Annotated in this window: 22 protein-coding genes; 17 read left to right on the top strand and 5 right to left on the bottom strand. The window is 61.6% G+C overall.

The genetic code is table 11. The features are described from left to right. Window positions 1–233 precede the first annotated feature (233 nt). The 5 genes from ACILSE_RS18610 to ACILSE_RS18590 are packed head-to-tail and all read right to left on the bottom strand — an operon-like array spanning window position 234 to window position 6,032. The gene (locus tag ACILSE_RS18610) at window positions 234–2,678 is read right to left on the bottom strand and encodes a secretin N-terminal domain-containing protein (RefSeq protein WP_395718932.1); all 2,445 of its coding nucleotides are present in this window, start codon (window positions 2,676–2,678) and stop codon (window positions 234–236) included. 19 nt (window positions 2,679–2,697) lie between these two features. Next, window positions 2,698–3,327 carry a hypothetical protein gene (locus ACILSE_RS18605; RefSeq protein WP_395718931.1) on the bottom strand — a complete coding sequence of 210 codons (630 nt, stop codon included), beginning with the start codon at window positions 3,325–3,327 and terminating at the stop codon, window positions 2,698–2,700. Beyond that, window positions 3,324–3,872: a hypothetical protein gene (locus ACILSE_RS18600; protein WP_395718930.1), complete on the bottom strand. Its 549-nt coding sequence runs from the start codon at window positions 3,870–3,872 to the stop codon at window positions 3,324–3,326. Before ACILSE_RS18600 ends, ACILSE_RS18605 begins: the two co-directional genes overlap by 4 nt. Next, window positions 3,859–5,067 carry a PilN domain-containing protein gene (locus ACILSE_RS18595; protein ID WP_395718929.1) on the bottom strand — a complete coding sequence of 403 codons (1,209 nt, stop codon included), beginning with the start codon at window positions 5,065–5,067 and terminating at the stop codon, window positions 3,859–3,861. Before ACILSE_RS18595 ends, ACILSE_RS18600 begins: the two co-directional genes overlap by 14 nt. A gap of 2 nt (window positions 5,068–5,069) precedes the next feature. Further along, entirely contained in the window at window positions 5,070–6,032 is a 963-nt protein-coding gene (locus ACILSE_RS18590) for a general secretion pathway protein GspK (protein WP_395718928.1), read from the bottom strand. 120 nt (window positions 6,033–6,152) lie between these two features. Between ACILSE_RS18590 and ACILSE_RS18585 the strand changes: the two genes are divergently transcribed. The 17 genes from ACILSE_RS18585 to ACILSE_RS18505 all read left to right on the top strand — a co-directional run bounded on the left by ACILSE_RS18585 (window position 6,153) and on the right by ACILSE_RS18505 (window position 23,492). Next, window positions 6,153–7,874: a GspE/PulE family protein gene (locus ACILSE_RS18585; RefSeq protein WP_395718927.1), complete on the top strand. Its 1,722-nt coding sequence runs from the start codon at window positions 6,153–6,155 to the stop codon at window positions 7,872–7,874. Continuing rightward, a complete protein-coding gene (locus ACILSE_RS18580; RefSeq protein ID WP_395718926.1) occupies window positions 7,871–9,091 on the top strand; it encodes a type II secretion system F family protein in 1,221 nt (406 codons plus the stop codon). Before ACILSE_RS18585 ends, ACILSE_RS18580 begins: the two co-directional genes overlap by 4 nt. A 13-nt stretch (window positions 9,092–9,104) precedes the next feature. Beyond that, window positions 9,105–9,533, top strand: a complete 429-nt coding sequence (gspG, locus tag ACILSE_RS18575) for a type II secretion system major pseudopilin GspG (RefSeq protein WP_395718925.1) — start codon at window positions 9,105–9,107, stop codon at window positions 9,531–9,533. Between the two features lie 6 nt (window positions 9,534–9,539). After that, window positions 9,540–9,947: a Tfp pilus assembly protein FimT/FimU gene (locus tag ACILSE_RS18570; RefSeq protein ID WP_395718924.1), complete on the top strand. Its 408-nt coding sequence runs from the start codon at window positions 9,540–9,542 to the stop codon at window positions 9,945–9,947. Further along, a complete protein-coding gene (locus tag ACILSE_RS18565; protein WP_395718923.1) occupies window positions 9,944–10,342 on the top strand; it encodes a prepilin-type N-terminal cleavage/methylation domain-containing protein in 399 nt (132 codons plus the stop codon). Before ACILSE_RS18570 ends, ACILSE_RS18565 begins: the two co-directional genes overlap by 4 nt. A gap of 10 nt (window positions 10,343–10,352) precedes the next feature. Then, on the top strand, window positions 10,353–10,991 hold the full coding sequence (locus tag ACILSE_RS18560) for a type II secretion system protein (RefSeq protein WP_395718922.1): 639 nt from the start codon (window positions 10,353–10,355) through the stop codon (window positions 10,989–10,991). A gap of 52 nt (window positions 10,992–11,043) precedes the next feature. Further along, complete coding sequence (locus tag ACILSE_RS18555; RefSeq protein ID WP_395718921.1) at window positions 11,044–11,592, top strand: peroxiredoxin family protein; 549 nt, start codon at window positions 11,044–11,046, stop codon at window positions 11,590–11,592. Window positions 11,593–11,946: 354 nt separating this feature from the next. After that, a complete protein-coding gene (locus ACILSE_RS18550; RefSeq protein WP_395718920.1) occupies window positions 11,947–12,792 on the top strand; it encodes a PEP-CTERM sorting domain-containing protein in 846 nt (281 codons plus the stop codon). Between the two features lie 56 nt (window positions 12,793–12,848). Then, window positions 12,849–14,087 (top strand): hypothetical protein, encoded by a 1,239-nt coding sequence (locus tag ACILSE_RS18545; protein ID WP_395718919.1) that lies wholly within the window; start codon window positions 12,849–12,851, stop codon window positions 14,085–14,087. An 80-nt stretch (window positions 14,088–14,167) separates the two neighbouring features. Next, window positions 14,168–14,971, top strand: a complete 804-nt coding sequence (locus ACILSE_RS18540; RefSeq protein ID WP_395718918.1) for a hypothetical protein — start codon at window positions 14,168–14,170, stop codon at window positions 14,969–14,971. Between the two features lie 90 nt (window positions 14,972–15,061). Continuing rightward, window positions 15,062–16,792, top strand: a complete 1,731-nt coding sequence (locus ACILSE_RS18535; protein WP_395718917.1) for a ShlB/FhaC/HecB family hemolysin secretion/activation protein — start codon at window positions 15,062–15,064, stop codon at window positions 16,790–16,792. Between the two features lie 33 nt (window positions 16,793–16,825). Further along, a complete protein-coding gene (locus ACILSE_RS18530) occupies window positions 16,826–18,718 on the top strand; it encodes a DUF2341 domain-containing protein (protein ID WP_395718916.1) in 1,893 nt (630 codons plus the stop codon). A 12-nt stretch (window positions 18,719–18,730) separates the two neighbouring features. Further along, window positions 18,731–19,132 (top strand): ExbD/TolR family protein, encoded by a 402-nt coding sequence (locus tag ACILSE_RS18525; RefSeq protein WP_395718915.1) that lies wholly within the window; start codon window positions 18,731–18,733, stop codon window positions 19,130–19,132. Window positions 19,133–19,148: 16 nt separating this feature from the next. After that, window positions 19,149–19,859 (top strand): TonB C-terminal domain-containing protein, encoded by a 711-nt coding sequence (locus tag ACILSE_RS18520; RefSeq protein ID WP_395718914.1) that lies wholly within the window; start codon window positions 19,149–19,151, stop codon window positions 19,857–19,859. 20 nt (window positions 19,860–19,879) lie between these two features. Beyond that, entirely contained in the window at window positions 19,880–21,871 is a 1,992-nt protein-coding gene (locus ACILSE_RS18515) for a putative porin (protein ID WP_395718913.1), read from the top strand. A gap of 3 nt (window positions 21,872–21,874) precedes the next feature. Beyond that, window positions 21,875–22,582 (top strand): phage major capsid protein, encoded by a 708-nt coding sequence (locus ACILSE_RS18510; protein WP_395718912.1) that lies wholly within the window; start codon window positions 21,875–21,877, stop codon window positions 22,580–22,582. A gap of 1 nt (window position 22,583) precedes the next feature. Continuing rightward, window positions 22,584–23,492 carry a peptidylprolyl isomerase gene (locus ACILSE_RS18505; RefSeq protein ID WP_395718911.1) on the top strand — a complete coding sequence of 303 codons (909 nt, stop codon included), beginning with the start codon at window positions 22,584–22,586 and terminating at the stop codon, window positions 23,490–23,492. The last annotated feature ends 2 nt before the right edge of the window (window positions 23,493–23,494 follow it).

Here is a 23,494-nt window from a genome sequence, read left to right as displayed (position 1 = left end):
GTATCCGAAGGTGCATGCGGCGGTCGGCGGTGTCCCGTCATAACTCAACTGCCAGCCCAAACTCCGGGGGCCACTTCATGACCTCACAAACACAAATGCCCCCTTCCTTCAAGGGATTCATCACTTTCTCAACGCTACTACACATAACTTACCTGGCCTACTTTCCAAATCCTACTTGAACATAGAAACAAAGAAACTTGCGATTTTGTGTTCAAACGGCCCGTGAACTCCTGCTACCTGTCTTCTGAATTATTCGAGCGGTTGAAAAAAGACATCACTTTGCCGACGAAACTCTTTTTTGATGTATTTAGAGAACTGCCTGTAGGCGGTGGGAGCAGGTCGTTGGGTTTGTCTTCGCGAGCCGGAATGGCGCGGGGCACAATGGCTTCCGGCATGCCGGCAAAGCTGGCCGCCTCATTGAAAATGGCGCTGTGGTCACCGATTTTGGCCTGTTCGAGCATGTGGCTGGAGGTGTCCGGCAGGATCCGGGGCTGGACAAAGATCATCATCTCGCGCCGCTCCTTGTTGTTGGTGGTGCTACCGAAGAGATGTTTGATGACCGGAATGCGCACGAGGAAAGGCAGGCCGCTCTTGTTGTTGGTGTCACGCTCCGTGATCAGGCCGCCAAGCATGGCGGTGGCCCGATCGGGCACAATAAGGCTGTTCTGCATGCCCTGCTCGGAAATGTTCGGCACACGGTTGCCGCTGATGGTGGTGAAGCCGGAGACGTCGTTGTTCTGCTGGCGGAACTCGAGCATGACCTCGCTGTCGTTGTAAATGTGCGGGATGATGTCGAGCTGCAGACGCACCGGAATGTACTGAGTTGTGGAGGTGAAGCCGAGGCCGCCTCCGGCGACAGCGCCGTTGGTGAAGGTCTGCCCTGCGATGGCGACCTGCTGGCCGATGTAGATGCTGGCAGGCTGGTGATTGAGCGTCGTCACCGTGGGCTTCTGCAAAACGTGAAAGCGGCGCGAGCGCTCGAGGGTTTGCAGGAAGACATTGAGGTTTTTGTTGATTTGACCATAAGCAGTGAGGCCGCCGAGTGACGCGGGACCACCTGCACCGAGGAATCCGGCGATGTCCCTCAAATTGGACGGATTGGCAAAGGCGGTCCCCTGCGTGTTGAGCACGCCACCGACGAGTCCGTCATCGCCCGCTTGCTTGAGCGCCTGGATCCAGTCGAGGCCGAAATTGAAGTCATCTCCCAGGGTGAACTCGCCAATGATCGCCGAGAGCAAAACCTGACGCGGCCGCACATCGAGCTCCTCGGCCAGTTCCTGCAGGGCTTTGATTTGGTCCGGCGGTCCGCTGGCGAAGAACTTCGAGCTGGCTGGATCGGCGATGACCAGCGTGTTGGCGATGAGAATGCTGATGGGCTTTTTCGTGACCTGCAGCTCTGACACTGTGTTGACGTTGCCAAAACCCTGGGTGGCACCAGTCGTGCCGGAAGAGAATCCAGTTCCACCAGCATTGAGCGCCGAGTTCAAGCCGTTTCCAGTGCCTGCTCCGCCTCCCGGCCGCTGGAGCACGGATGACTGCTGTGATGAAGGAGTTTGGTTACCTTGCTCAGAGGCGAAGGTGCCGCCTTTTTCTTTGGAATTATTCCTCTGCAGTGCTTTTTCCGCGATGCTGAGGAAGACGGTGAGATCCAGGTAGTTGAGCTTGCGTGAAAAGTAGCGGCTCGAAGAGGATTCGGCATCCAGCTCCCGCACCAGCGCCTCGATCTTCTGCATGTCGAGAGGGCGAGCGACGACGATGATGCTGTTCGTCCTCGCGACGGCCTGCATCACTGGTTTAGCGGCATCCGTGCCCGAAACTCCGAGCGTCACGTTCATGGGAGCGGCGGCGCTCCCCGTGGCGACTGCGACGTTCCCCCCGGCGGTTGATCCGCTGGATGCGGTGCTGCTTCTCAGTCCCATCAGCACGCCGAGCTGCTCCACCACTTCCTCCGCTTCGGCGCGCTCGATGCGGATGGTCTTCTGCACGGTCTCCATCGGCGGCTGGTCCACCTGCTTCGCAAGCTCGGCGTAGGCGAGAATGGTCTGCGAAGCCTCGGTGATGACGAGGGCGCGGACGTTCGGCACAGCGAGCATTTTCCCATACGGATGCAGAGGAATGATCTGCTGAAACGCCGCGGACGCCTCCTCGGCCCGCAGGTGGTTGAGCTGCAGCACATGCGTCACGACCTGGTCGCTTTTGGGCAGATCCTCGATTCGCAGGATCATCGGCACGTTCTGAGAGGAAGGCATGCCGCCCTGCTCGGCGGCGATGAGCTTATAGAGATTGTCACCGCTGGGGACGAGCGCGTAACCGTGCATGAGAAGCCCCTTTTCGATGATGGTGCGGTATTCCTCGTCGCTGAACTCGCCCGGCACGTCGATGGTGACGACGGCGGCCTCGAGCCCTCGATCTCGCAGCACACGGCGGCCGGTGACGCGGAAATACTCCGCCAGAACCTCGGAAACCGGCGCGGCGGTGAAACCAATGATGTTTTTACCGGAGGGTGCCGGCGGCGCGCTGTTCGTCGCAGGCACGGGCGCAGGTAGCGCCGCCGGCATGGCGAGATTGGACGAGTTGCTGCCCCGGATGCGGGAAGGAATCTCGATCTGTGCATGCCCGGGAAGCGATGGCAACTGAGAGGCAACCAACAGAGCCAGGAAACGAATGTTTTTCTTCATAAGAGGGACTGTGATTGCATCACTGATTGCGGACTGGCTGCGGGCGGGAAGGAATCGTCAGCATCTGCTGTGTCGTGGCCGGCAGAGCGGCTGCCTGAGAAACGTGGGGAGTGGCAGGTGCCGTGACCGCACCGGGAACTGCTGCTCCTTGCTTGTCATCCTTGGGTACTCGCGGGAGCGGAATGACGGCAGGAACCGAGGAAGGCCCTGAGGTCCGCTTGGGTGTCGCGGCCGGTTGGGCGGATGAAGACGCGAGGGCGCGCACGTAATCCGCATCGTACTTCAGCACGGCGCGCTCATTTCCCCTCCAGAGTTCCGCCGTGATGCCTTGACGGGAGGCGCCGATCTGTACCGCTCCAAGCAGCCAGCCTTGTTCGGACGGCCGTCCTTTTTGCAAAGTGAACCGCTGGTGGGTCTTCGTGTTCACGACAACCACCGTGGGATTCGCCATGTCGCCATAGCAGGACGCGACGGCCAGATCCTTCGCGAAGGCGTTCTCCACCGGACCCGCCGGAGTGGTCTGTAGAGTGAAGGGATTCCTGGACCAGTCAGCGGCATAGCGCGTCGCGTCGTATCCCTGCGGCGGCTTGAAAGCCTCCTGGGCCATGACGCGGCTCAAAGCCAAAAGCAGCAGGACGACGAATCTCACAGGCTGGTTCCCTCCGGTGATCTGGGCTGGGCAGGGACCAGCAGGCGGCTGAAGCGCACGCTGACGACGACTAGATTGGGATCCGCGCTGTCCGCGCTCATCTGCAGCCGGGGAACCGCGCAGAATGACTCGGGTAATTGAATCGCGTGCACCCACCGGAACACCGCGGAAAACGTGCCCCGGACGGTGAGTGTCACCCCGACGTCCTGGTGAAAGACTCCGGCCGCTGGCTCGTGAAGCTGCTTCTTCTGAACCTGCAGCGAGTGAGCCGCGGCGGCCTGCAGCAGCCCTTCGAGCAATTCCTCGCTGGCCTGGTTCTCGCTGGTGAGTTCCGGCTGTGTCGAATCAAGCCACGTCAGTCGCTGCTGCCACAATCCAGCCTCCCGCAGCAGGGCGTCCGCCTCCATCCGCCGGAGCTGAAGGCCACGCTCCTTGCGCTCCACCGCATGCTGCATTTGCAGAAGATGCCGGGTCAGGATGGCCCCGCCGCACAGGGCCGCCACCACTCCCAGCAGCGTCAGCAGGCGCCGTTCACTGGCTTTCATGCGGCACCTCCCCGTGGGCTGTTCCTTCCGCGCTGAATTCAGCACGGTTGTCCTCGCGAATGATCGGGACGGGCAGAGACCACGCATACCGGCTGAGCGCGGCGCATGAGGCCAGACGGTCACGGAATCCCAGCGCATGGTTCACCGTCGTGGCCTCGCCTTTGACGATCAGCCTGCCTTCCTCGACTTGAAACTCCCGCAGCCTGACTCCCTGCTCCGGGAGCAAGGACACAATCTGGTGAAAAAGCTCCACCGGATAGAGGTCGGGATTGATCGCGGCCTCCACCTCCAGCCAGCGTGCCTGAGCCTCGCGCACACGCTCGATCCCGGGCTGCAAAGCGGCCAGTTCCCGTTCTTCGCTGCCGGCGCGTGACTCACGCCATTGCAGAGCCAGCCACCAGCAGGCAAAGAAACCAAGATACGCCAGCGTCAGGGCCGCGAACACCAGCACCCGCCGTTGTTTCAGGTCCGCGTCCTTCTTCCTCCGCGCGAAGGATGCAGGGACAAGCCGTGACTCGATGACCGGCGGCCGCGGAGACGGCCGGGACTCCTTGAGCACCGCCGCGTTTGCAAACAAGCAGGCGAGCTGCGGCACGAATTGTGCCCCGCATGAGGTCCAGACATGGATGGTTTCCAGATCCTCGATGAAACCATGCGCCTGCAACGCGGCAAAGACATCGCGGATTTCCAACGCCGCGTCAGCGTCCAGCTCACGCGAAGCCAGCGTCGTGACATGCAGCAGCTCGGTTCCGCGCGTGAACGCGGCCACATGACGCCCCAGCTCACACCACACCGCCAGACCGCTTTCGGGAAGAGGCAGCATGCGTGCGGAGGGCTCGAAGGCGAGCGCTTGAAAAGTGTCGATCCCGGCCTCGCCGGCATCCGGGGCAAACGCCAGCGTTCCGAGCAGCACTCGCTGGTCGTTCCGCAGGACCGGCCAATACGTCCAGCTTCGGGCGTCCCCATCACCGGACAAACCGAACGCCTCCCATCTCAATGCCACGGCTTCGTCCTGCGGCGCATCCACGCCTGCCGCCCAAAATGGCGCGCTGTCGAACAGAAGCGTTTCAACGCCCATCACCCCGCCAGAGGCCCGCGAATCCTGTTTCCAGAAACCCTGCTGGTCACAAACCCAGTACTCCCGCGCTGTTTCGCCCGGAAAGCATAGCTCCGTGTGTGTTTGGGGCTTCCGCATGATCATCTCGCCACTCCCCCCGGTGATTCCCGCCATTCTTCAATCTGCTGACCGCCGTCCTGCTTGGAGGAAACCACCATCACAATGGCGCACTTCGATTCCCCCGCGATACCAACGCTCTCAACACGTTTGGTCGGCCCCTGCAATGTCAGCAGAGGCTGAACCGTCGTCGCGTGGTCTCCACCAACGCCGAGAATCGACAGCGCCTGCTCGAACGATGTGACGGGCATGTCATCGTCTGTGCCGGACCTGTGATCGAGTCCATCGCGCCCCTGCACCAGCAGCCTCGCGTCCAAAAGCGAAGCTCCCGTGACAGCGGCAATCACTTTTTCATCAGCCGTGTTCAGGTCAACCTGGCCACTGCCTCTCAGCGTGAACCAGCTTCGCCATTCCGGCATTTTCTCGGCAAGCGCGGCCATGCGCGGCACCTGTTCCACCTCGTCCAGAGAGCTGAACGGACGGTTCAACGGCATGACCGCCGGATTTTCATGTTGATAGTCGAGCTTCTCCGCGCTGTCGGGCCGTCGCTTCAAGTCATCTGGATCCGTCCAGTCCATCAAGATCGCGGCGAGCCCCTGCGCCTCCGCCGCAGGCAACCCCCACGCCTCAAAGACACGCTCCAAAACCGGCGCCTGCCCCTGCGTGAGGAGATGGTTCAGGTTCAACCTGGATTCTTCCGTGGTCACGCTGGCTTCAAAACGTTCGATGGTGGACACATCCCTGCTCAAGAGTGGATCACCCGGCTTGATCAGCGGATGCGCCGCGACGGCCACGCCCATTTCTGCCAGTTCATGCGCGCGCATCAAGCTCTGCCGGGCGGCCTGGGTTTCGCCCTGAATGTTTGTGATCAAAGCGGTGTTGATGACCAGAAAAGACAACAGCGCCATGATGCAAAGCACCGCCAGCAGCACCGAGCCTGCCCGCGCCGAATCATTGGATGGCCTGAAGATGGATTTCACCATCATGAAGAGGCACGCGCTGCATCCGATGCTCAAGTTACGGAATCGTCACGAGCAAAGACTGTCAGACAAAGCACGATGAGATTCGGATGCATCCCTGAAAAGCGCCCGTCACGGCATTGTCACATGCTTATCAACTCCATTCTCGTATCCAGCGCCCGTGCGGTCGGTGTGCCCGAGGCGGAATTGCAGGCGGCCACCGCCACGGCGGCCGCGGGCGGCATTTCGCCCGTGCTTGCGCTGGTTGAAAGCGGCGCTGTGGACGAACGTGTGTTCACCCGGCACCTCGCACGAGAACTGGGCTGGACATGGCTCGCGACACCGCACCCTGAGACGGACGATGCCGGCGAATTGAAACGAATGGTGCCGGCCCGCTTTGCCGTGCGTCATCAGGTGTTCCCGATCTCGATCGAGCGGGATGAAACGACCGGACGCCTCCGCAGGCTGGTCATCGCCTGTCATGATCCGTGTGATTTGATGGCACGGCAGGCCGTGGCGCGGCAGATGGAGCTCCCCGTGCGGTGGTGCCTGACACCGCGCGCGGAACTCATCAGCGCCATTCAACAGCTCTACGGAGTCGGCGCGGAGACATTCGACGCTTTGATCGCCGCCCGCGGCGAAGGAACGGATGACGCGCACCTTCGCGACGAGGCAAATGTGATCGATGGCGAGGACGAAGAGGCGTCGGTGGTAAAGTTCGTGAACCAGATCATCCGTGAGGCGCTGGCGCAGAAGGCCACGGACATCCATGTCGAGCCGCAGCCTGACAGCCTGCGCATCCGCTACCGCATCGACGGCTTCCTGCACGAGATTCCCGTGCCGGAGAACATCAAGCAGCTCCAGGCCTCCGTGATCGCGCGAATCAAGGTGATGAGCAAGCTCGACATCGCTGAGAAGCGCCTGCCGCAGGACGGACGCATTCACTTGAAGGCCGAGGGGCAGTCCATCGACGTGCGCGTGGCCTGCATCCCGAGCGTCGAGGGAGAATCCATCAGTCTGCGCCTGCTCGGCCAGGAGCGCTTCACGCTCGACCGCCTCGGCCTGAACGCGGCGCATCGCAGGACCATCGAGACGCTGCTCGCCAAACCCAACGGCATCGTGCTCGTCACCGGCCCCACAGGTTCCGGCAAATCAACGACGCTCTACACCTTCCTCTCCCAGCTCAACAGCGTGCACCGCCGCATCGTCACGATCGAAGATCCGGTGGAGAACAAACTTCCCGGCGTGGTGCAGATCGCCGTGAAGCCGGAGATCGGCCTCACCTTCGCCAGCGGTCTGCGCAGCATTTTGCGTGGAGATCCAAACGTCGTCATGGTTGGTGAGATTCGCGATCTGGAAACCGCGGAGATTGCCGTGCGCGCCTCGTTGACCGGCCATCTGGTCTTTTCCACGCTGCACACGAACGATGCTGTCGGCGGCATCACGCGTTTGATCGAGATGGGCGTGAAACCCTTTCTCGTCGGCTCCTCGGTGCGCGCCTTCCTCGCGCAACGGCTCGTCCGTGTGCTGTGCGAGTCCTGCAAAGCACCCGCGAAGTATCAAAGCGCCGAGCTCGCCAGGCTCGGCTTCCCGGAGGCAAAAGGGAAAAACCTCTGGCGCGCCGCGCCGGGTGGCTGCCAGCAATGCCGCGGCACCGGTTACTCAGGACGCGTGGCCTTGTATGAGATCGCCATCATGACGCCCGCCATGCAGGCGCTCGTTTCGCAGCGTTCCTCCGAGGCGGACCTGCAGGCGCAGGCGCGCAAGGACGGATTCCTGCCCATGCGCGAGTACGGGCTGCAAAAAGCGCTCGAAGGCATCACCACGCTGGAGGAAATCGCGCGCGTGACCACTGAGGAGGTCGAATGATGCCCGCCTTTGCCTATCAAGCCCTGGCCGCGGACGGAACCGTCAAAACCGGCTCGATCGAGGCCGCCGACCGCGGCGACGCCGTGCGCATGCTTGCCCGGCGAGGACTGCAGGCGCGTTCGATTCAAGCACAGGTCGTGGAGCGTCAATCCAGGCAGGATGCCGGGGGCGAAACCACCGTGCAGATCAACCAGGCCGATGTCATCCGCTTCACCGAGGACATGGGCGACCTGCTCGCCTCCGGTTTGCAGGTGGAGCAGGCGCTGCAGGCCATGGAAAGCCGCGGCGCGTCCAAACTCGGATTGTTGGCAAAAAAAACGCGCGAACTCGTGCGCGACGGCGTGCCGCTCTCTGCCGCGCTGCGCCAGGTGTCTCCCTGCTTCGACGAACTGTACTGCAACATGATCGCCGCGGGCGAGAACAGCGGCGCGCTCGACGAGATCATGGACCGCCAGGCGCGGCATCTGCGGCTGATGGAATCCGTGCGGGCCAAAGTGACCGGCGCGCTGATTTATCCCTCGTTCCTGATCGTCTCCGGTGGCGCGCTGGCGGTCATCATGGTCACCTACCTGCTGCCGAAGCTCGCGGTGCTGCTCACCGGCACCGGCAAGGAGCCGCCGTTCATGATCCGCGTCAGCCTGGCCTTGTCCGACGCGCTGCGGAGCTGGTGGTGGGCGGTTTTGATCTTCCTGGCGCTTTCCGTTCTGATCCTCTTCGCTGTTTCAAAGACCCCCGCGTTCCTGAGACACTGGCATCGCCTGCTCATCCGCGTGCCTGGCATCCGCGAGATCACGCGCGCACGTTTTGAACTGCAGTTCTTTGAGACGCTCGGCAGTCTGTTGCGCGGTGGCGTGCCGCTGCTGACGGCGCTGGAGCTGGTGCGCCGCGCCGTGAGAAATGTTCACCTGCAGCACGCTTTGTCGCAGGCGGAGGCCATGGTGCGTGAAGGCGGATCGCTTTCCAACGCCATGCGCAGGACAGGGGCGCTCGAATCGCAGGCGATTGACGTCATCCGCATCGGCGAGGACACCGGCCGCCTCGCCGAGGTGCTCGGCAAGGCCTCGGCGCGCATGGACACACAGCTTTCCCGTGTGATCGAACGCGTCACGGCGCTCATCCAGCCGGTTCTTCTGCTCCTGATGGCCGGCCTCATCGGCGGACTCGTCTGGAGCATGATCAACATCGTCTTCTCCACTCTCAGCCAGCTCAACCGTTGACTTTTCCACCCCCATGAAACACACCCGCAGTATTCCTCGTCACCACGCCTTCACCCTGCTCGAAATGATGGTCGTGCTCCTCATCATCGCGCTCATCATCGGCAGCGTCGCAGTCATGGTGCAAGGCATCGAGGGGAACGCCCAGAGCGTCACCACCGGCGCCAAGATCAAGGCGCTGGAGACCGCGCTCACCTCCTACAAGATCGCGAACCTCACCTATCCCACGCAGCAGCAGGGGCTTGAGGCGCTGGTGACGATGCCCGCCGCCGAGCCAAGGCCGCGCCGCTGGAGCGCGCTGGCAAAACCCGACGCGCTGATTGATCCGTGGGGCCGCAAGATCGGCTACCGCAACCCCGGCAAGCGCAACGCCGGCGGTTACGATGTGTTTTCACTCGGTCCGGACGGGCTTGAGAACACGGAGGATGACATCGGCAACTGGTGACCCGCCATGAGACGCGCCGCCGCATTCACGTTGCTGGAAATGATTGTCGTGCTCGCCATCGCGGCGCTCATCATCGGCATTGGCGCTGGGGCCGTCGTCAGGATGGCGGAGGAGAACGAAATGCGTCGGGCCGCCGGCGAGGCCGAGCGGACGCTGATGCAGGCGATGACCCGTGTCCTGAAGACCTCCCGCCCGCAGGCGGTGCCGCTCGCCGATCTGGCCGGTGGCATGAACCTGAAGGTGCGGCGTGCCGGCAGCGATGAGTATGAGCCGGCCGCCGGACAACGCCTTTGGCTGCGCCCCGGCGGCCTGTGCGAGCCGCTGACCCTGCGCTGGCAGCGCGGTTCCGCGTGGTTGGACACCACGCTCGACCCGCTGACCGGCGGCTTCACCCGCATGGAGGAGCGCTTTTGAAACGAAACGCCTTCACCCTCCTGGAAACCCTGCTGGCGCTCATGGTGTTCAGCGTGGCGGTCGTCGCACTCGTCGAGGCGGTCAACCAGCTCGGCAAAACCACGATCAACATGCGCCGTGAAGGCGAGGTGCGGGAACGGCTGCGCTCTCTGCTGCTGGAAAACACCCGTCTGCCCATGCCGGCAAGCCTCCAGAGAGACACTCAACGCGTCGAGCACGGGGATGTCCTCTACACCATCGTCCGCGAACCCCTGACGGGGCTCAAAAACCGCGACGGGGCCGAACTTCAGGGGCTCCATGCCGTGCGCGTCACGGCCGAGTGGCGGGAAGGAAACGCAACCCAGCAGGCAACGGCGGAAACCTGGGTTTTCCCGCCGCTGTTTCAACCGCATTAAAGTGAACGCCATGCAGCATTATGCCCGCAAGCATGCCTCCCGCGGCTTCACCCTGCTCGAAGTCGTCATCGTCATGTTCATCGTGGCTCTGGTGATGGCCGGGGTGCATTCCATCGCCCACGGGACCCTCACTCTGGCTGATGACGTCCGCCGCGCGCAACGTCATGAGGCACGAAAGCAGGCCTTCGTGCATTTCAGCCGCCAGCTTTTCGCGAGTCTGTCTCCCGGCAGCGCCTTGAACCTGAAGACGGTGCAGGATGGCGGCCACTACCTCAGTTCGCTCGAAGTGCGGGCCGTCTCATCCCCGTTTGACGGCACACCCGGCAGGATCGTCGCGCTGTTCACCGAAACCGCTGTTGGCGGCGGCCTTCGTCTGCTGATGGAAGTCCGTTCCAACGACCATGATTCAAACAACGGGATCAAGGTCCTGCTTTTCGAGGACATCGCCACCTGCGAATGGCGGGCCTGCGATCCTGCAACTGCTGGGTGGTTGCCCTCATGGACCGAACCCGTGGAGGAACAGGCGATGCACCGCCATCCGCAGCTTCTTGAACTCAACCTCGCCACCGTCGGCGGCATCTCGGACCGGTTCGTGTTCTGGCTCCCGCAGACGGCCCCCTTCCCGCCGCCGACCGCCACGCCGCAATGAGTCAGAACCGTTGTTTGACAGCATCTCGCAGCGTGAACCTAAATCCAATGCCATGACATTCCGCCATCTCATCATCGTCCTCTCTGCCCTCGTCCTCTCCGCACACTGCGCAACTGCGGACGATCTCAGCCAGGAGGTGAAGGCAGCCACCTTGGTGAGCCTTTACGGGAAGGCACCGGACTTCACCTGCCGCACGACGGACGGACGCGAGTTCCAGCTCTCTGCTATGCGCGGCAAAGTAGTGCTGCTCTACTTCTTCGCCAGCAGCGTTCCATTCAGTCTCACCGAGATGCGCTACATTGAAAAAGAGGTGTTTGAAAAGCTCCGCCAGCGTGATGACTTCGCCATCTTGGGCGTCGCCCGCGGTCATACGCGTGAGGAGACCGTGGTCATGGGTGGACAGAACAAGCTGACTTTTCCCCTGGCAGCCGACCCGAAACAGGAGCTCTACGGCCGCTACTTCACCAAGTTTGTGCCCCGCACCGTGGTTGTGCGGAAGAACGGTACCATTGCCTATCTGGCCAGCGGTTCCAAAGAATACGAATCCATCGTGCAACTGCAAACGGTGCTTGCCCGCGAACTGGCGGCCACGGTTCCATGAGCCTGGATGGCCTGGCTGATCCCGGGGCCAAAGTTACAGATTGTTAACCGCAAAGTGCTTCTTCTCGAGGGAAGACTCGATAAACGGCCATGCATCGTGGTTCCATGACGGGGCCGCACAAATCCTGATTGTATTTTGGCCCCGGACCACCAGTCGAACCACTCTCCCGCAAGGCACGTGCGCACCTGGCCGCGGCCTGTCCTCAACGCTTTGCTGGCGTGTCCAAATCGTAACCACCAAGCGATGGCGACGCCTCCGTGCTCCGCCTACAACATCGCCGCCGGTCAAAGGCGCTGATGGTCCTGATTTTTTCAGCACGATCACTCACTCAAACAACCGACACACACCAAACACATGCAGATCAAAAACAAACACCTCCTCTCCATGCTCGCCGTGGCTGGGATGACTCTGTTCGCCTCAAGGGCGGGCGCTACTACCTTCCTTGCTGGGGACTTGCTCCTCAGTTTCCGTGCCTCCGGGGGCACCGGCTCCGACAAGAACGTCGTCGTCAACCTCGGCCAGGCGGATACTGTTTATCGTGACGCCACCAGCAATCTGACCAACATCGCCGATATTGGCTCGCTGTTGACAACGAACTATGGCTCCAACTGGTTCAACCGTGCGGACCTCTTCTGGGGTGTCGCCGGCGTGGCCCAGACCGACCAGTTCGCCAGCCCCATCGATGGTGATCCGACACGCACGAATTACCTTTCCCGCGCGCAAACCAGCTACAACCCGGGTGTCAAGACCTCGACCGCTTGGAGCGTCGCCGGTTCTACCTCACGCGCCAACATTGCGAACAACATCACCACCTTTGCCGGCAACTTTGACGCGTTCTCCAATGCGGTGACCAACACCGCCGTTTTGGACGCCACCGCCGGTGGCAGTTGGAACAGCTTCAACAACGGCAGCAGCACCTTTGGTGGCGTTTCCGGCACGATTGAGGGGAATTTCGCCAGCGGCACGGGTGCCACGGCGCTGGACCTTTATCGTATTTTGAACTCCACTTCGGGTGCCGTCCCTTCGGGCCTCGTGGGCGTCGGTTCATGGGAAGGCTCCTTCACCATCAACGACTCCGGCCAGGTCGGCTTTGCGGTGGCGGTGGCCGCCATTCCCGAACCCAGCCGCGCCCTTCTGGCCGGTCTTGGACTCGGAGGCATCGCTTTCCGCCGCCGCCGTGCGGTCAAGAAGATCGCCTGAATCCATGATTCCTTACCTCTTATAGCTTCCCCCTTACACATCCTCTGATTACCCGTATGAAATCTGTCATTCATCTCTTCACGGCCATCCTGGCCCTCTCCGTGGTTCCGCAGGCCTCTGCCGACCTCACCATCCGTCTCACCGGCTCCACCGCCTTCCGCGCCGGCACCCACAAGGCCATCGTCGCCATGATGGGCGGTGAGGCAAACTGCCGCTTCGCGCATGGCATGATCACCGGTGCCGCCACCACAGCCAATCAGGCTGGTTATGAAAACGCCGACTACACCATCATCCGCGGCACGGCCGCCAGCATCCCCGGCATCACCACGGTGCATTGCACGTGGACAGGTTCCGCCACCGGGATCAGGGACGTGGCTCAGAACAACACGCTGGGATTCCTCGCCGCCAGCCAGTTGCCTGCCAATACAGGTTATGCCAATGCCGCCGTCACCCAGGCAACCAGCGAAACGGCCATCCCGGACTTCGCGTTCTCGGATGTCTTCCAGGCCTCGACACCCACGCCCGCTCCAGCCTTGGAGGACAACCTGCTCGCCATCATCCCCTTCTCCTGGGTGGCGAATGAAGGCACCACCGGCATCACCAACATGACGCAGCAGCTCGCCCGCGCCCTCTACAGCAACGGCTCCCAGCCCAAAAAGCTCTTCACGGGGAACGATCTGGCCGCGGACGCTGAGCAGTTGGTGCTCGCCGTCGGTCGTGACAATGGCTCCGGCACCCGCATCACCCAGTTGGCGGAAACCCAGTATGGTGTGTTCAACACCGTGCAGCAGTGGAAGCTCACCAGTTCGGGTTCCCCGGCCACGGTCACGGTCGCCCAGGTCTGGCCTCTGAATGATGGCGTCGGGGCGTTTGCCACCGGCAATGGCGGCTATTCCAGCGGCAGCACGATCCGTACGCTTATCGGTTTGACTTCGGCCGCAGTGCAGCTCAAGAATGCCGCTGGAACTAATGTGGGCACTCCCCAGGCCGTATCTCTGTTAGCTTTCCTCGGCATCACCGACTCCACCACCGCCGTCACCAATGGCGCCGTGCGTCTTTCCTATGAAGGGGTTTTTTATGATGGCACCAATCCCAAGTTGATCTATCAAGGCCTCTATACCGGCTGGGGCTACCTCCACGTTTACACGAAGTCCGGCCTATCCACGGATCAGGGCCAGTTCCGCGACAACCTCGCCGCCCAGTTCGATGACGTGAACGTCATCGGCGCTGCCGGCCTGCAGGTCTCCCAGATGCAAGTAAGCCGCGTCAATGATGGAGCCACCGTCGGCCCGTAATTGGTCTGTTCAGTTCTGAAAACGCATCCTGCTGGTGCTGGCCGAGAGGTCAGCACCAGCTTTTGCATTCATCCACGATCATGAGACTTCTCCTCCCCACCGCCCTGACTCTCTCACTGATGCTCAACGCACTGTTGGTCTGGCGTGGCACCCTGCACCAGCCAATCGTGGCCGCAGAAACCGTGGCCGCAGAGCCCCCCGCGCCCCGCGTCTCCGCCAGAACGAAGGTGGAGAAAGCGCCGCCGCCCTCCTTAAACTGGAAGCAGGTTGAGGCACCAGACTTTCCCACTTACATTGCCAATCTACGGAAGGTTGGCTGTCCGGAGCCGACATTGCGCGCCATCGTGCAGATGGAGCTGAGCCAGGCTTTACGAGCACGGCAGCAGGACGCGGGCGGGCCGATAAACGAGGCAACCCTGGTCGCTGAAGAGAAGCAACTGCTCGAATCCCTGCTTGGTGTCCAGTCTGCCGCACCGCCCGAGGCGAGCACGCAAGTTGCCGCTCAACCCGCTGGAAATCCTGCGCCCGAATCTTCTGCGCGTCCTTCAATCACCGCCTACGCTCCGGCCGCCTTTCTCGTGGGCAATGCAGCCGATGATCCCGTTTTGACCCCCGAGGGGCTTTCTACTCTTCCCACTGATTCCACGCTTCCTCCCGAAACTCTGCAGCGCCTCGGTGATATGCGCCGCCAGTTCGGTGAGCAGGTCAGCTCCTCCGCGACATCCGACCAGAACGAAATGGACCAGGAGAGACAGTGGCGCAAAGCCCGCCGCGAGAGCGACGACATTTTCATCTCCAGATATGGAGGAGATTACTTCATGCGAGTCCAACAGAATGCCAGGCTGCAAGAAGTGCTCAACGCTCAGAAAGCAAGCGCCCCTTGACCATTGTTGCAAGTATCACGAAGAGCTGATTGGGATTCGTTATGTGACGAAAATGTCGTGTGTCAGCCATCCACTCGGCGCTTGGTCGCCATGAGTTACACATTCGTAACGGCGGCGCAGTTGAGAAAGTGCCTGGTGCGGAACAAGACGGTGTGCCACATGATTGGTCACTTTTCATCGACACCTTCACGCTTCACGCCTCGCAAGTCGCGTGGATTCGCACTGGCGGCGTGGTGTGTCATTGCGGGAGCCATTGCAGATGGCCAGGAGCCGCCTCCAACTTCCCGTCAGGATGAGAGCCAGGCCGCCACGCCCACCGCAACGGCTCAGTTGGGACCGCTCTACATCCGAGAGTATCGCGTGCGCGGCAACAAGCTGCTCAAGCCGGTCGAGATCGAAGAGGCGGTCTATCCTTTCCTGGGCCCCGGACGCTCGGAGAATGACATCGAGCAGGCACGGCTGGGGCTGGAGAAGGCCTACAAATCGAAGGGCTACCAGACCGTGTATGTGGAGCTGCCGCAGCAAACTGGCGCGCGAGGTGTCATCTATTTCAATGTCGTCGAAGCGACTGTGGGGCGGCTGCGCGTCAAAGGATCGCGCTACTTTCTGCCGAGCAAGATCAAGGCGCAGGCGCCCTCGATGGCGGAGGGAACGGTTCCAAACTTCAACGATGTCACCAAGGACATCCAGGCGCTCAACCGCTGGCGTGACCGCAAGATCACGCCGGAACTGAAGGCGGGCGTGGTGCCGGGCACGGTGGACATCGATCTGAATGTCGAAGACAAGCTGCCGCTGCATGGCAGCCTGGAGTTGAACAACCAGCACAATGCCAACACCGTGCCGCTGCGCCTGAGCGGCTCCATCAGCTACAGCAATCTGTGGCAACTCGGCCACACGCTCGGCCTGAGTTTCCAGGTCGCGCCGGAAAAGACCTCCGACGGCACGGTTTACTCGGCCTTCTACACGTTCCCGCTCGAAAGCGCGGAAGGATGGAGCGTGCTGCTCACCGGGGCGTTGCAGGACAGCAACATTTCAACCCTAGGCGGCGGCGCTGTGATCGGCAAAGGCACCATTTTTGGCTTCCGTTTGATGAGGACGCTGCCTGCGGAGTCCGGCTATTACCACTCGCTGAGCTTCGGCATGGACTACAAGGATTTCATCCAGGATTTGAACGCCGCCGGCGCGGTGGTCTCCTCGCCCATCACCTACTATCCGTTCACGCTGTCTTATTCGGCCGGGCACGTGGCGGAGCGTTCGTTCACCGAGTTCAATGCCGCACTGGTGTTCCATTCGAGCTCCATGGGGGATTCGCGGGCGCAGTTCGCCGCCCGGCGCTTCAATGCCAAGGACAACTTCTTTTACCTTCGCGGGGATCTCTCGCACACACACGACCTGCCGCAGGGGTTCCAAGTTTACACGCGTGTCCAAGGCCAGGCCGCGCCGCAGCCGCTCATCAACACAGAGCAAATCGCCGGCGGCGGGCAGAACAGCGTGCGTGGCTACCTCGTCGCCACCCAACTCGGCGATTCAGGCATTTTTGGCTCGATGGAGTTCCGCAGTCCGAACTTCATCGGCGGCCCCAAGGACCGGGAGAACGAGTGGCGTGTGTACGGTTTCCTCGACGGCGGCAAGCTCTTTGTGAACAGCACACTGCCGACGGAGAAGCGCTCACACGACCTCGCCAGCGTCGGTTTCGGCACGCGCTTCCGCTATCTCGACCACATCACCGGTTCGCTCGACATGGGCATGCCTCTGGTCACCCAGCCGGACGCCATCGCCCATGACATCTACTTCTTCTTCCGACTGGGCGTCGAGTTCTGATCCTTTCATTCCGCACACCTCCATCATCTGCCAATGCGCCTCAACAAACCACGATTCCTGTCAGCCCTGTTTCTCGTCCTGAGCACCCACCTCATCGGCATCGCCAGCTCGCATGCCGAGGAGAAGAACTGGTGGAACCCGTCCTGGACCATCCGTAAAAAGATCGACATCGACACCACCGGCAAAGGTGTGGCCGTCGCCGAGCCGATCGGCACGTCTGCCGTGCTCGTGCGTCTGCATGAAGGCGTGTTCAGTTTCATGTCCGCCAAGGAGGATGGCAGCGACCTGCGCTTCACGGCGGATGATCACAAGACGGTGCTGAAGCATCACGTCGAGAAATGGGATTCGCTGCTCAATGAAGCCTATGTCTGGGTGCAGGTGCCGGACCTCAAGCCGGCCGCTGCCACGACGATCTGGCTCTACTATGGCAACACGACAGAAGCGGTTGCGGTTGATCCGGCCAAGGAAACCTACGATCCCAACACGACGCTCGCATATCATTTCGCGGATGTGTCAAAGGCGGGCGCTGATTCATCGCCCACGGGTGCGAACGCTGAAGGCGCGCCACCACCTGCCGCTGGCTCGTTGATTGGCGGCGGACTGCGTGTCTTCGGCCAGACGGCGATCAAGGCGCCCGCTCCGCCGCTGCCTGAATGGGCGCCGGGAGCGCCTCTCACGGTCTCGGTCTGGGTCAAACCAAGCGCCTTGCAGCCGAACGCAGTAATTCTGAGCCGTCGTGACGGCGCGAACGCGTTCATCCTCGGCCTCGACAACGGCGTCCCCTTTGTGGAGGTCAACAAGCAGCGCAGCAGCGCCGGAGCGCCCATCGCCGCCGGTGGCTGGCATCACATCGCCGCCGTGGCAGATGCCGGGAACGTCACGGTCTATCTCGATGGCAAGTCTTATGGTGCGGTCACAGCGGCGATGCCGTCGCTCAAGACTCCGGTGGAGATCGACAAGGACACCTCCCCTGCTGCGGCAGGTATGGTTGGGTTCACGGGTGAGATGGACGAGCTGCAAATCGCGAAGACCGCGCGCCCGGCCGGGTTCATCCAATTCGCCGCGGTCAATCAGGGCACCACGGCGGACTCTGGAAAGCTCGTCGTCGTCGGCTCGGATGAAGCCTCGGACCACGAGGAGGAGGGGGAGATCATGAAGCACCTCACGCTCATCAAGGACATCTCCAAGGATCTCACGTTTGACGGCTGGGTGGTGATCTTCCTCTGCACGGTCCTCGCCGTCGTCGGCTGGGGCATTGCCGTGGGCAAGATTTTGTATCTCAACACCATCGAGAAGGCGTCCAAGGAGTTCATGAAGCGTTGGGAGAAAATCTCCTCCGATCTCACGGCGATCGACACCGAGGACACGGAAAGCGTTAAGACCCTGGGCGGCACCGTCACCAACAAGATGCAGAAGCTGATGCGCCAGTCACCGCTGTATCAGCTCTACCATCTCGGCTCGGAGGAGATCCAGCATCGCATGAAAGCCATCCGCAAGGTGTCCTTCAACACCAAAGAAGCCGCCGAGGAAAAGAAGGTCATTCCGGGCGGACTTTCGGGGCGCTCCATTCAGGCGATCAAGGCCGCGTTGCACGGCGGCATGGTGCGCGAGGTGCAAAAGCTCAACGGCAAGCTCGTCTTCCTCACCATCGGCATCGCCGGCGGTCCTTACCTTGGCCTGCTGGGCACCGTCATCGGGGTGATGATCACCTTCGCCGTCATCGCGAAAAGTGGCGAGGTTGAGGTCAACAGCATCGCTCCGGGTATTGCGGGCGCGCTTCTGGCCACGGTCGCCGGCCTAGCCGTCGCCATTCCAGCGCTGTTCATTTACTCCTACCTCAGCTCACGCATCAAGGACGTCGTCACCAACATGGAGACCTTCATCGACGAGTTCATCGCGAAGATGGCGGAGCTTTACAAAGAATAACCACGCACCGTCATGCAAGCCGACAACAAGAGCTACGACGACATCAACGTCACGCCCATGGTGGACCTCTACCTGGTGCTGCTGCTGATCTTCATCATCATGACGACCGCGGGCGTGCAGGGCATCAAGGTGAATCTCCCGCGCGGCGGCCCCGCGTCCTCCAAGCCGATCGAAGGGCCGAAAATGCAGGCGATCACCGTCAACAACGAGGGCAAGATCTTCCTCAACACCATCCCGGTCACGCTCGACGAACTCGCCAGCAAGCTGGAGTCGCTCAAATCGAGCTCTCCCGACTTCCCCGTCGTCATCCGTGGCGACAGCGCCTCCCAATATCAGGGCATCATGGATGTCCTCAACGTCGTCGGACGCGTCGGCGTCACGAACATCGGCCTTGCCACTCAAGCCAGGAAATAAACCGCGCAATTCCCCCATGAAACCCACTGACATCGAAGACGAGGACGAACCGGGCTTTCTCAAAAAGCACCTTGTCACGCTCATCATCAGCGGCATCGCCATCGGGGGCGGAGGCTACATGTATGCCAATTACAAACCCTCCAAGACTGCGCCGAAAAAGAAGATGGACATGGTGATGGTCATGCCGGTGCTCCCCCCTCCGCCACCACCTCCGCCGCCCCCGCCGAAGAAGGAGGAGCCCCCGCCGGAAGAGGAGAAAAAGGAGGAGATGATCGAACAGGCACCGGAGGAGATCGCCGAAAAGCCGGACGAAAAACCTGCGGACGAACCCAAGGATGAGCCGCTCGGCACCGCCCTGACTGGTGGTGATGGCAGCAGCGGACTCGGCGTTGGTGGCGGCGGCGGTGGCCGCGGCATGATCGGCGGTGGCAGCGGGAAAGGCGGCAGCAAATGGGGCTGGTATGCCGGAACCGTGCAGAATCGCATCGCTGATGCCTTGCGCAAACATCCGCTCACCCAGCGCGCCGGGTTCACCAACACGGTCAAAATCTGGGCGGACAGCACCGGCCGTATCAATCGTGTGAAGCTCAGCAGCAGCACGGGTGACCGCGCTCTCGACACCGCGATCGAAAACGAAGTGCTCAGCGGCCTCGTGCTCAACGAGCCGCCGCCCGACGACATGCCCATGCCCATCAACCTGCGCATCACCGCGCGCAAATCGAACTGAATCCCCCTTCCATCGTTCTCATGCTCAAGTCCTCCCAAATCTGGCGACGCCAGTTCGCCTGTTTCACCGCCTCCCTGTGCGCTGCCATGCAGCCTGTAGTGCTCCGCGCGGCGGAACCCGCCCTGCCCGCGCCTTTGCTCGCTGAAAACACGCCTGCGACCAAACCGGCCGCGGAAAACGTGCCAGCCCCCGTCGCGCCCTCGGAACCAGCCACCCCGCAGATCCCGCTCGATCCCGCGCAGGCGGCCGCGGTGCTGCCTGATCCGAACATTCCCGCTCCGCAGCCCATTCTCGCCACGCCTTCGCAGAACGTGACGCTCAATTTGATCAACCGTCTCGTGCAAAAAGGAGTCCTCAGCCATGCGGAGGCCGCCGACCTGATCAAGGGAGCCGAGGAGGACGCCGCCTTTGCCAAGGCCCAGGCCCAGGCCCTGGCGGACACCCAGGCCGCCGTGGCGGCCCAGAGCGCCATGCCGCCGGTGGAACCCGACGCCGAGGAAGTGCGCGTCACCTACATTCCAGAGTCGGTGAAGACCCAGATTCGCGACCAACTTCGCGCCGAGGTGTTCGAACAGGCGCGAAACCAGAAGTGGGCGGCGCCGAACGAGTTTCCCGAGTGGACTTCGAGAATCAGGTTTTTTGGCGACATGCGCATGCGTCAGGAGTCGCTCATGTATCCTTCGGGCAATGACAATGTGACCGGCGCCTTTCCGAACTTCAACGCCATCAACAGCGGACAGCCGTGGGACTTTAGAAATGCGGCAGGCCTGATCCCGCCCCAGCTCAATGTGGACAGGGATCGCGACCGCACCCGCCTGCGCATGCGTCTCGGCTTTGACATCGATCTTGAGGACGGCTTCACCGCGGGCATCCGCCTTGCAACGGGCGGCAACAACTCGCCCGTTTCAACCAACCAAACGCTCGGCTCCGCCATCGCCAACACCCAGGGCGGAGGGTTCTCCAAGTATGAGCTGTGGCTCGATCGTGCCTTCATGAAGTATGAGGCCGATCTCAACGACCAATCGCATCTGATGATCGAACTCGGGCGGTTCCAAAATCCCTTCTACAACAACAGCCAGATCATGTGGGACGAGGATGTCAACCTGGACGGCCTGGCCTTCACACTGACCAACTCATGGACCCGGGATTTCAACTCCTTCTTCACCGCCGGCGCCTTTCCTGTGTTCAACACGGCGCTGAACTCGCCTGACAACAGCACCACCAAGGCCGCCAGCTACGACAAATACCTGATTGCGGCTCAGTTCGGAGTTCAATTCAAGTTGACCGAAGACATTGAGGTGAAGTCTGGCATCACCTATTACCATTGGGAGAACATCGAGGGCCGCTTCTCCAGCCCCTTCGTGCCATCCTCGCCCAATGACGCCGGGGACACGGACGACAGCCGCCCGCTTTTTGCGCAGAAAGGAAACACCTACCGTCCGATCCGCAACATCACCCCGACTCCTGGCGCCGCCCCTGGCGGCAACCTCAACGGCACGATCAACCAGTATCAATACTTTGGCCTTGCCACCAAGTTCCGCCAGCTCGCCTGGTCCGGACGCATCGACTTCAACCAATGGGAGCCGCTGCAGGTCTCCTTGATGGCCGACGTGGTCAAAAATTTCGGCCTCAACACGGCCGCGATGAACGATCTGACCCGCCGCGACGCGGTTGTGAACAATCGCAGTGGCGGAGCCGGCGGCTGGGAGGGCGGGGACCTCGGTTGGTATGTGGGTTTGAATCTCGGCAAGCCCGTGGCGCTTTTCGAGCAACGCGGCGACTGGGCCCTCAACATCGGCTACCGTCATGTCGAATCGGACGCGGTCGTGGACGCGTTCTCCGAATCCCGTTTTGGCAACGGCGGCAGCAACATGGAGGGCTACACCATCCAGGCCCTCTACGCGCTCTCGAAGCGCACCTGGACGCGCCTCGCCTACATGAGCGCCAGCCAGATCGCCGGCCCGCCGCTTCAGACAGATGTCTTCCTCATCGAATTCCTATCCCGTTTCTGATCCATGAAAAAACTACTTTCCCTGCTCCTGATTCTCAACTCCCTGCCAGCCTTTGCCGCCGAGGAGGCTGACCCGGCCATGGCCGTGCTGAAGCGCATGCGCGAGCAGCTCCGTTCGGTCATGATCCAGCAGCAAAAAACTGAGGCCGAGCGCGCCACCCTTCAAGCCGCCAATGTGGAACTGGAGGACAAGCTGAAGAGCCTCGACACCAAGTTCAAGGCGCTGGCGAAGGAGAGCAACGCGCAGAAAGACGCGGATGCGAAGACCATCGCTGAACTGAAGGCGAAGATCGCCGCGCAGGAGCAGCAGCAGGCGCGCCTCGAAGAATCCCTGGCCAAATGGAAGCAGGGCCACCAGCAGGTCACCGACGAAGCTAGGAAGATCGAGGCCCAGCGCGCCGAAATGGCCGCGCGGGTCATCCTCCTCGACCGCAAGGTCGCCGATTATCAGCGCAAGAACGACGAATTGTTCAAGATCGGCAGCGAAGTGCTGTCCAAATACGAAGGCTTCGGCCTCGGCACCGCCATCGCCGCGCGCGAGCCTTTCACCCGCAACATGCGCGTGAAGCTGGAGACCCTTGTTCAGGACTACTCGGACAAGCTCGTGGATAGCAAGATCAAGCCTGACGAAGCGCCCAAAACAGCGCCGCAGAAAGCCGCCGCATCGCGGGCCGCCGCCGCGCCGCCCTCCCCCAACAACGCTAAACGCTGACATGAATCACCCTGGTTCCATCCTGCGTGCCGCCCTCCTTCTGTTGTTGCTCACCGGCGCTCACCGGCTGAAGGCACAGGAGACGGACAAAGTCATCGGCAGCATCGGCAACATGGAGCTGCGTCAAAGCGAGGTGCTGGAATCCCTCGGTCGTCTTGACGACGCTGACAAGGCGGCCCTCACCAGCGATCCCGCCACGCTGAACAAACTGGTGCGCTCCATTCTCGTCCAGCGCCTGGTGTTTCATGAGGCGGTTCAAAAAAAATGGGACGAGGAGCCATCCATACAACCACTGCTCAAAAGCACTCGTGAAGCCGCCATCACGGACAGCTACTTGAAGACCTTGTGCAAACCGCCGGGCAATTATCCTGACGAAGCCGAGTTGAGGGCCGCTTATGAGAGCAGCCGCGCCGCGTTGACGGTTCCGCGTTCCTTCCGTCTCGCGCAGATCTTCATTGGCGAGCAACAAGGCTCCGACCAGAAACTGCACGCAGTGCGACAACGTTTGCGGGAAAACCCGGCTTTGTTCGGGACCGTGGCACGTGAATCGAGCGAGGAAAAAGAAAGCGCCTCGCGTGACGGAGAGATCGGCTGGCTCACCGAGTCACAGATCCAGCCGGAGATTCTCGCGCAACTGCCCAAACTCCGCGTCAACGTCATCTCCGACCCCGTGCGGCTGAAGGACGGCTGGCACATCCTCAAAGTGCTCGATGTGCGCGAGGCGTTCACACCCATTTTCGACCAAGTCCGCCTGCAGCTCACCCAACGTCTTCGCGCTGAGAAAACCCGGGCGAACATGCAGGCTTATATGACGGGAATGTTGCAAAAACACCCTGTGGCTGTGAACGAGGTGGCGCTGTCAAAGCTGCTTCTCGCTCCTTCACCGGAGCTGTCCAAGAAAGACCTCTGATC

This window comes from Prosthecobacter sp., assembly GCF_044236155.1.
Lineage (GTDB): Bacteria > Verrucomicrobiota > Verrucomicrobiia > Verrucomicrobiales > Verrucomicrobiaceae > Prosthecobacter.
Note: the sequence above shows the minus strand (reverse complement) of the source record. Positions and strands in the feature narration are given on the sequence as shown.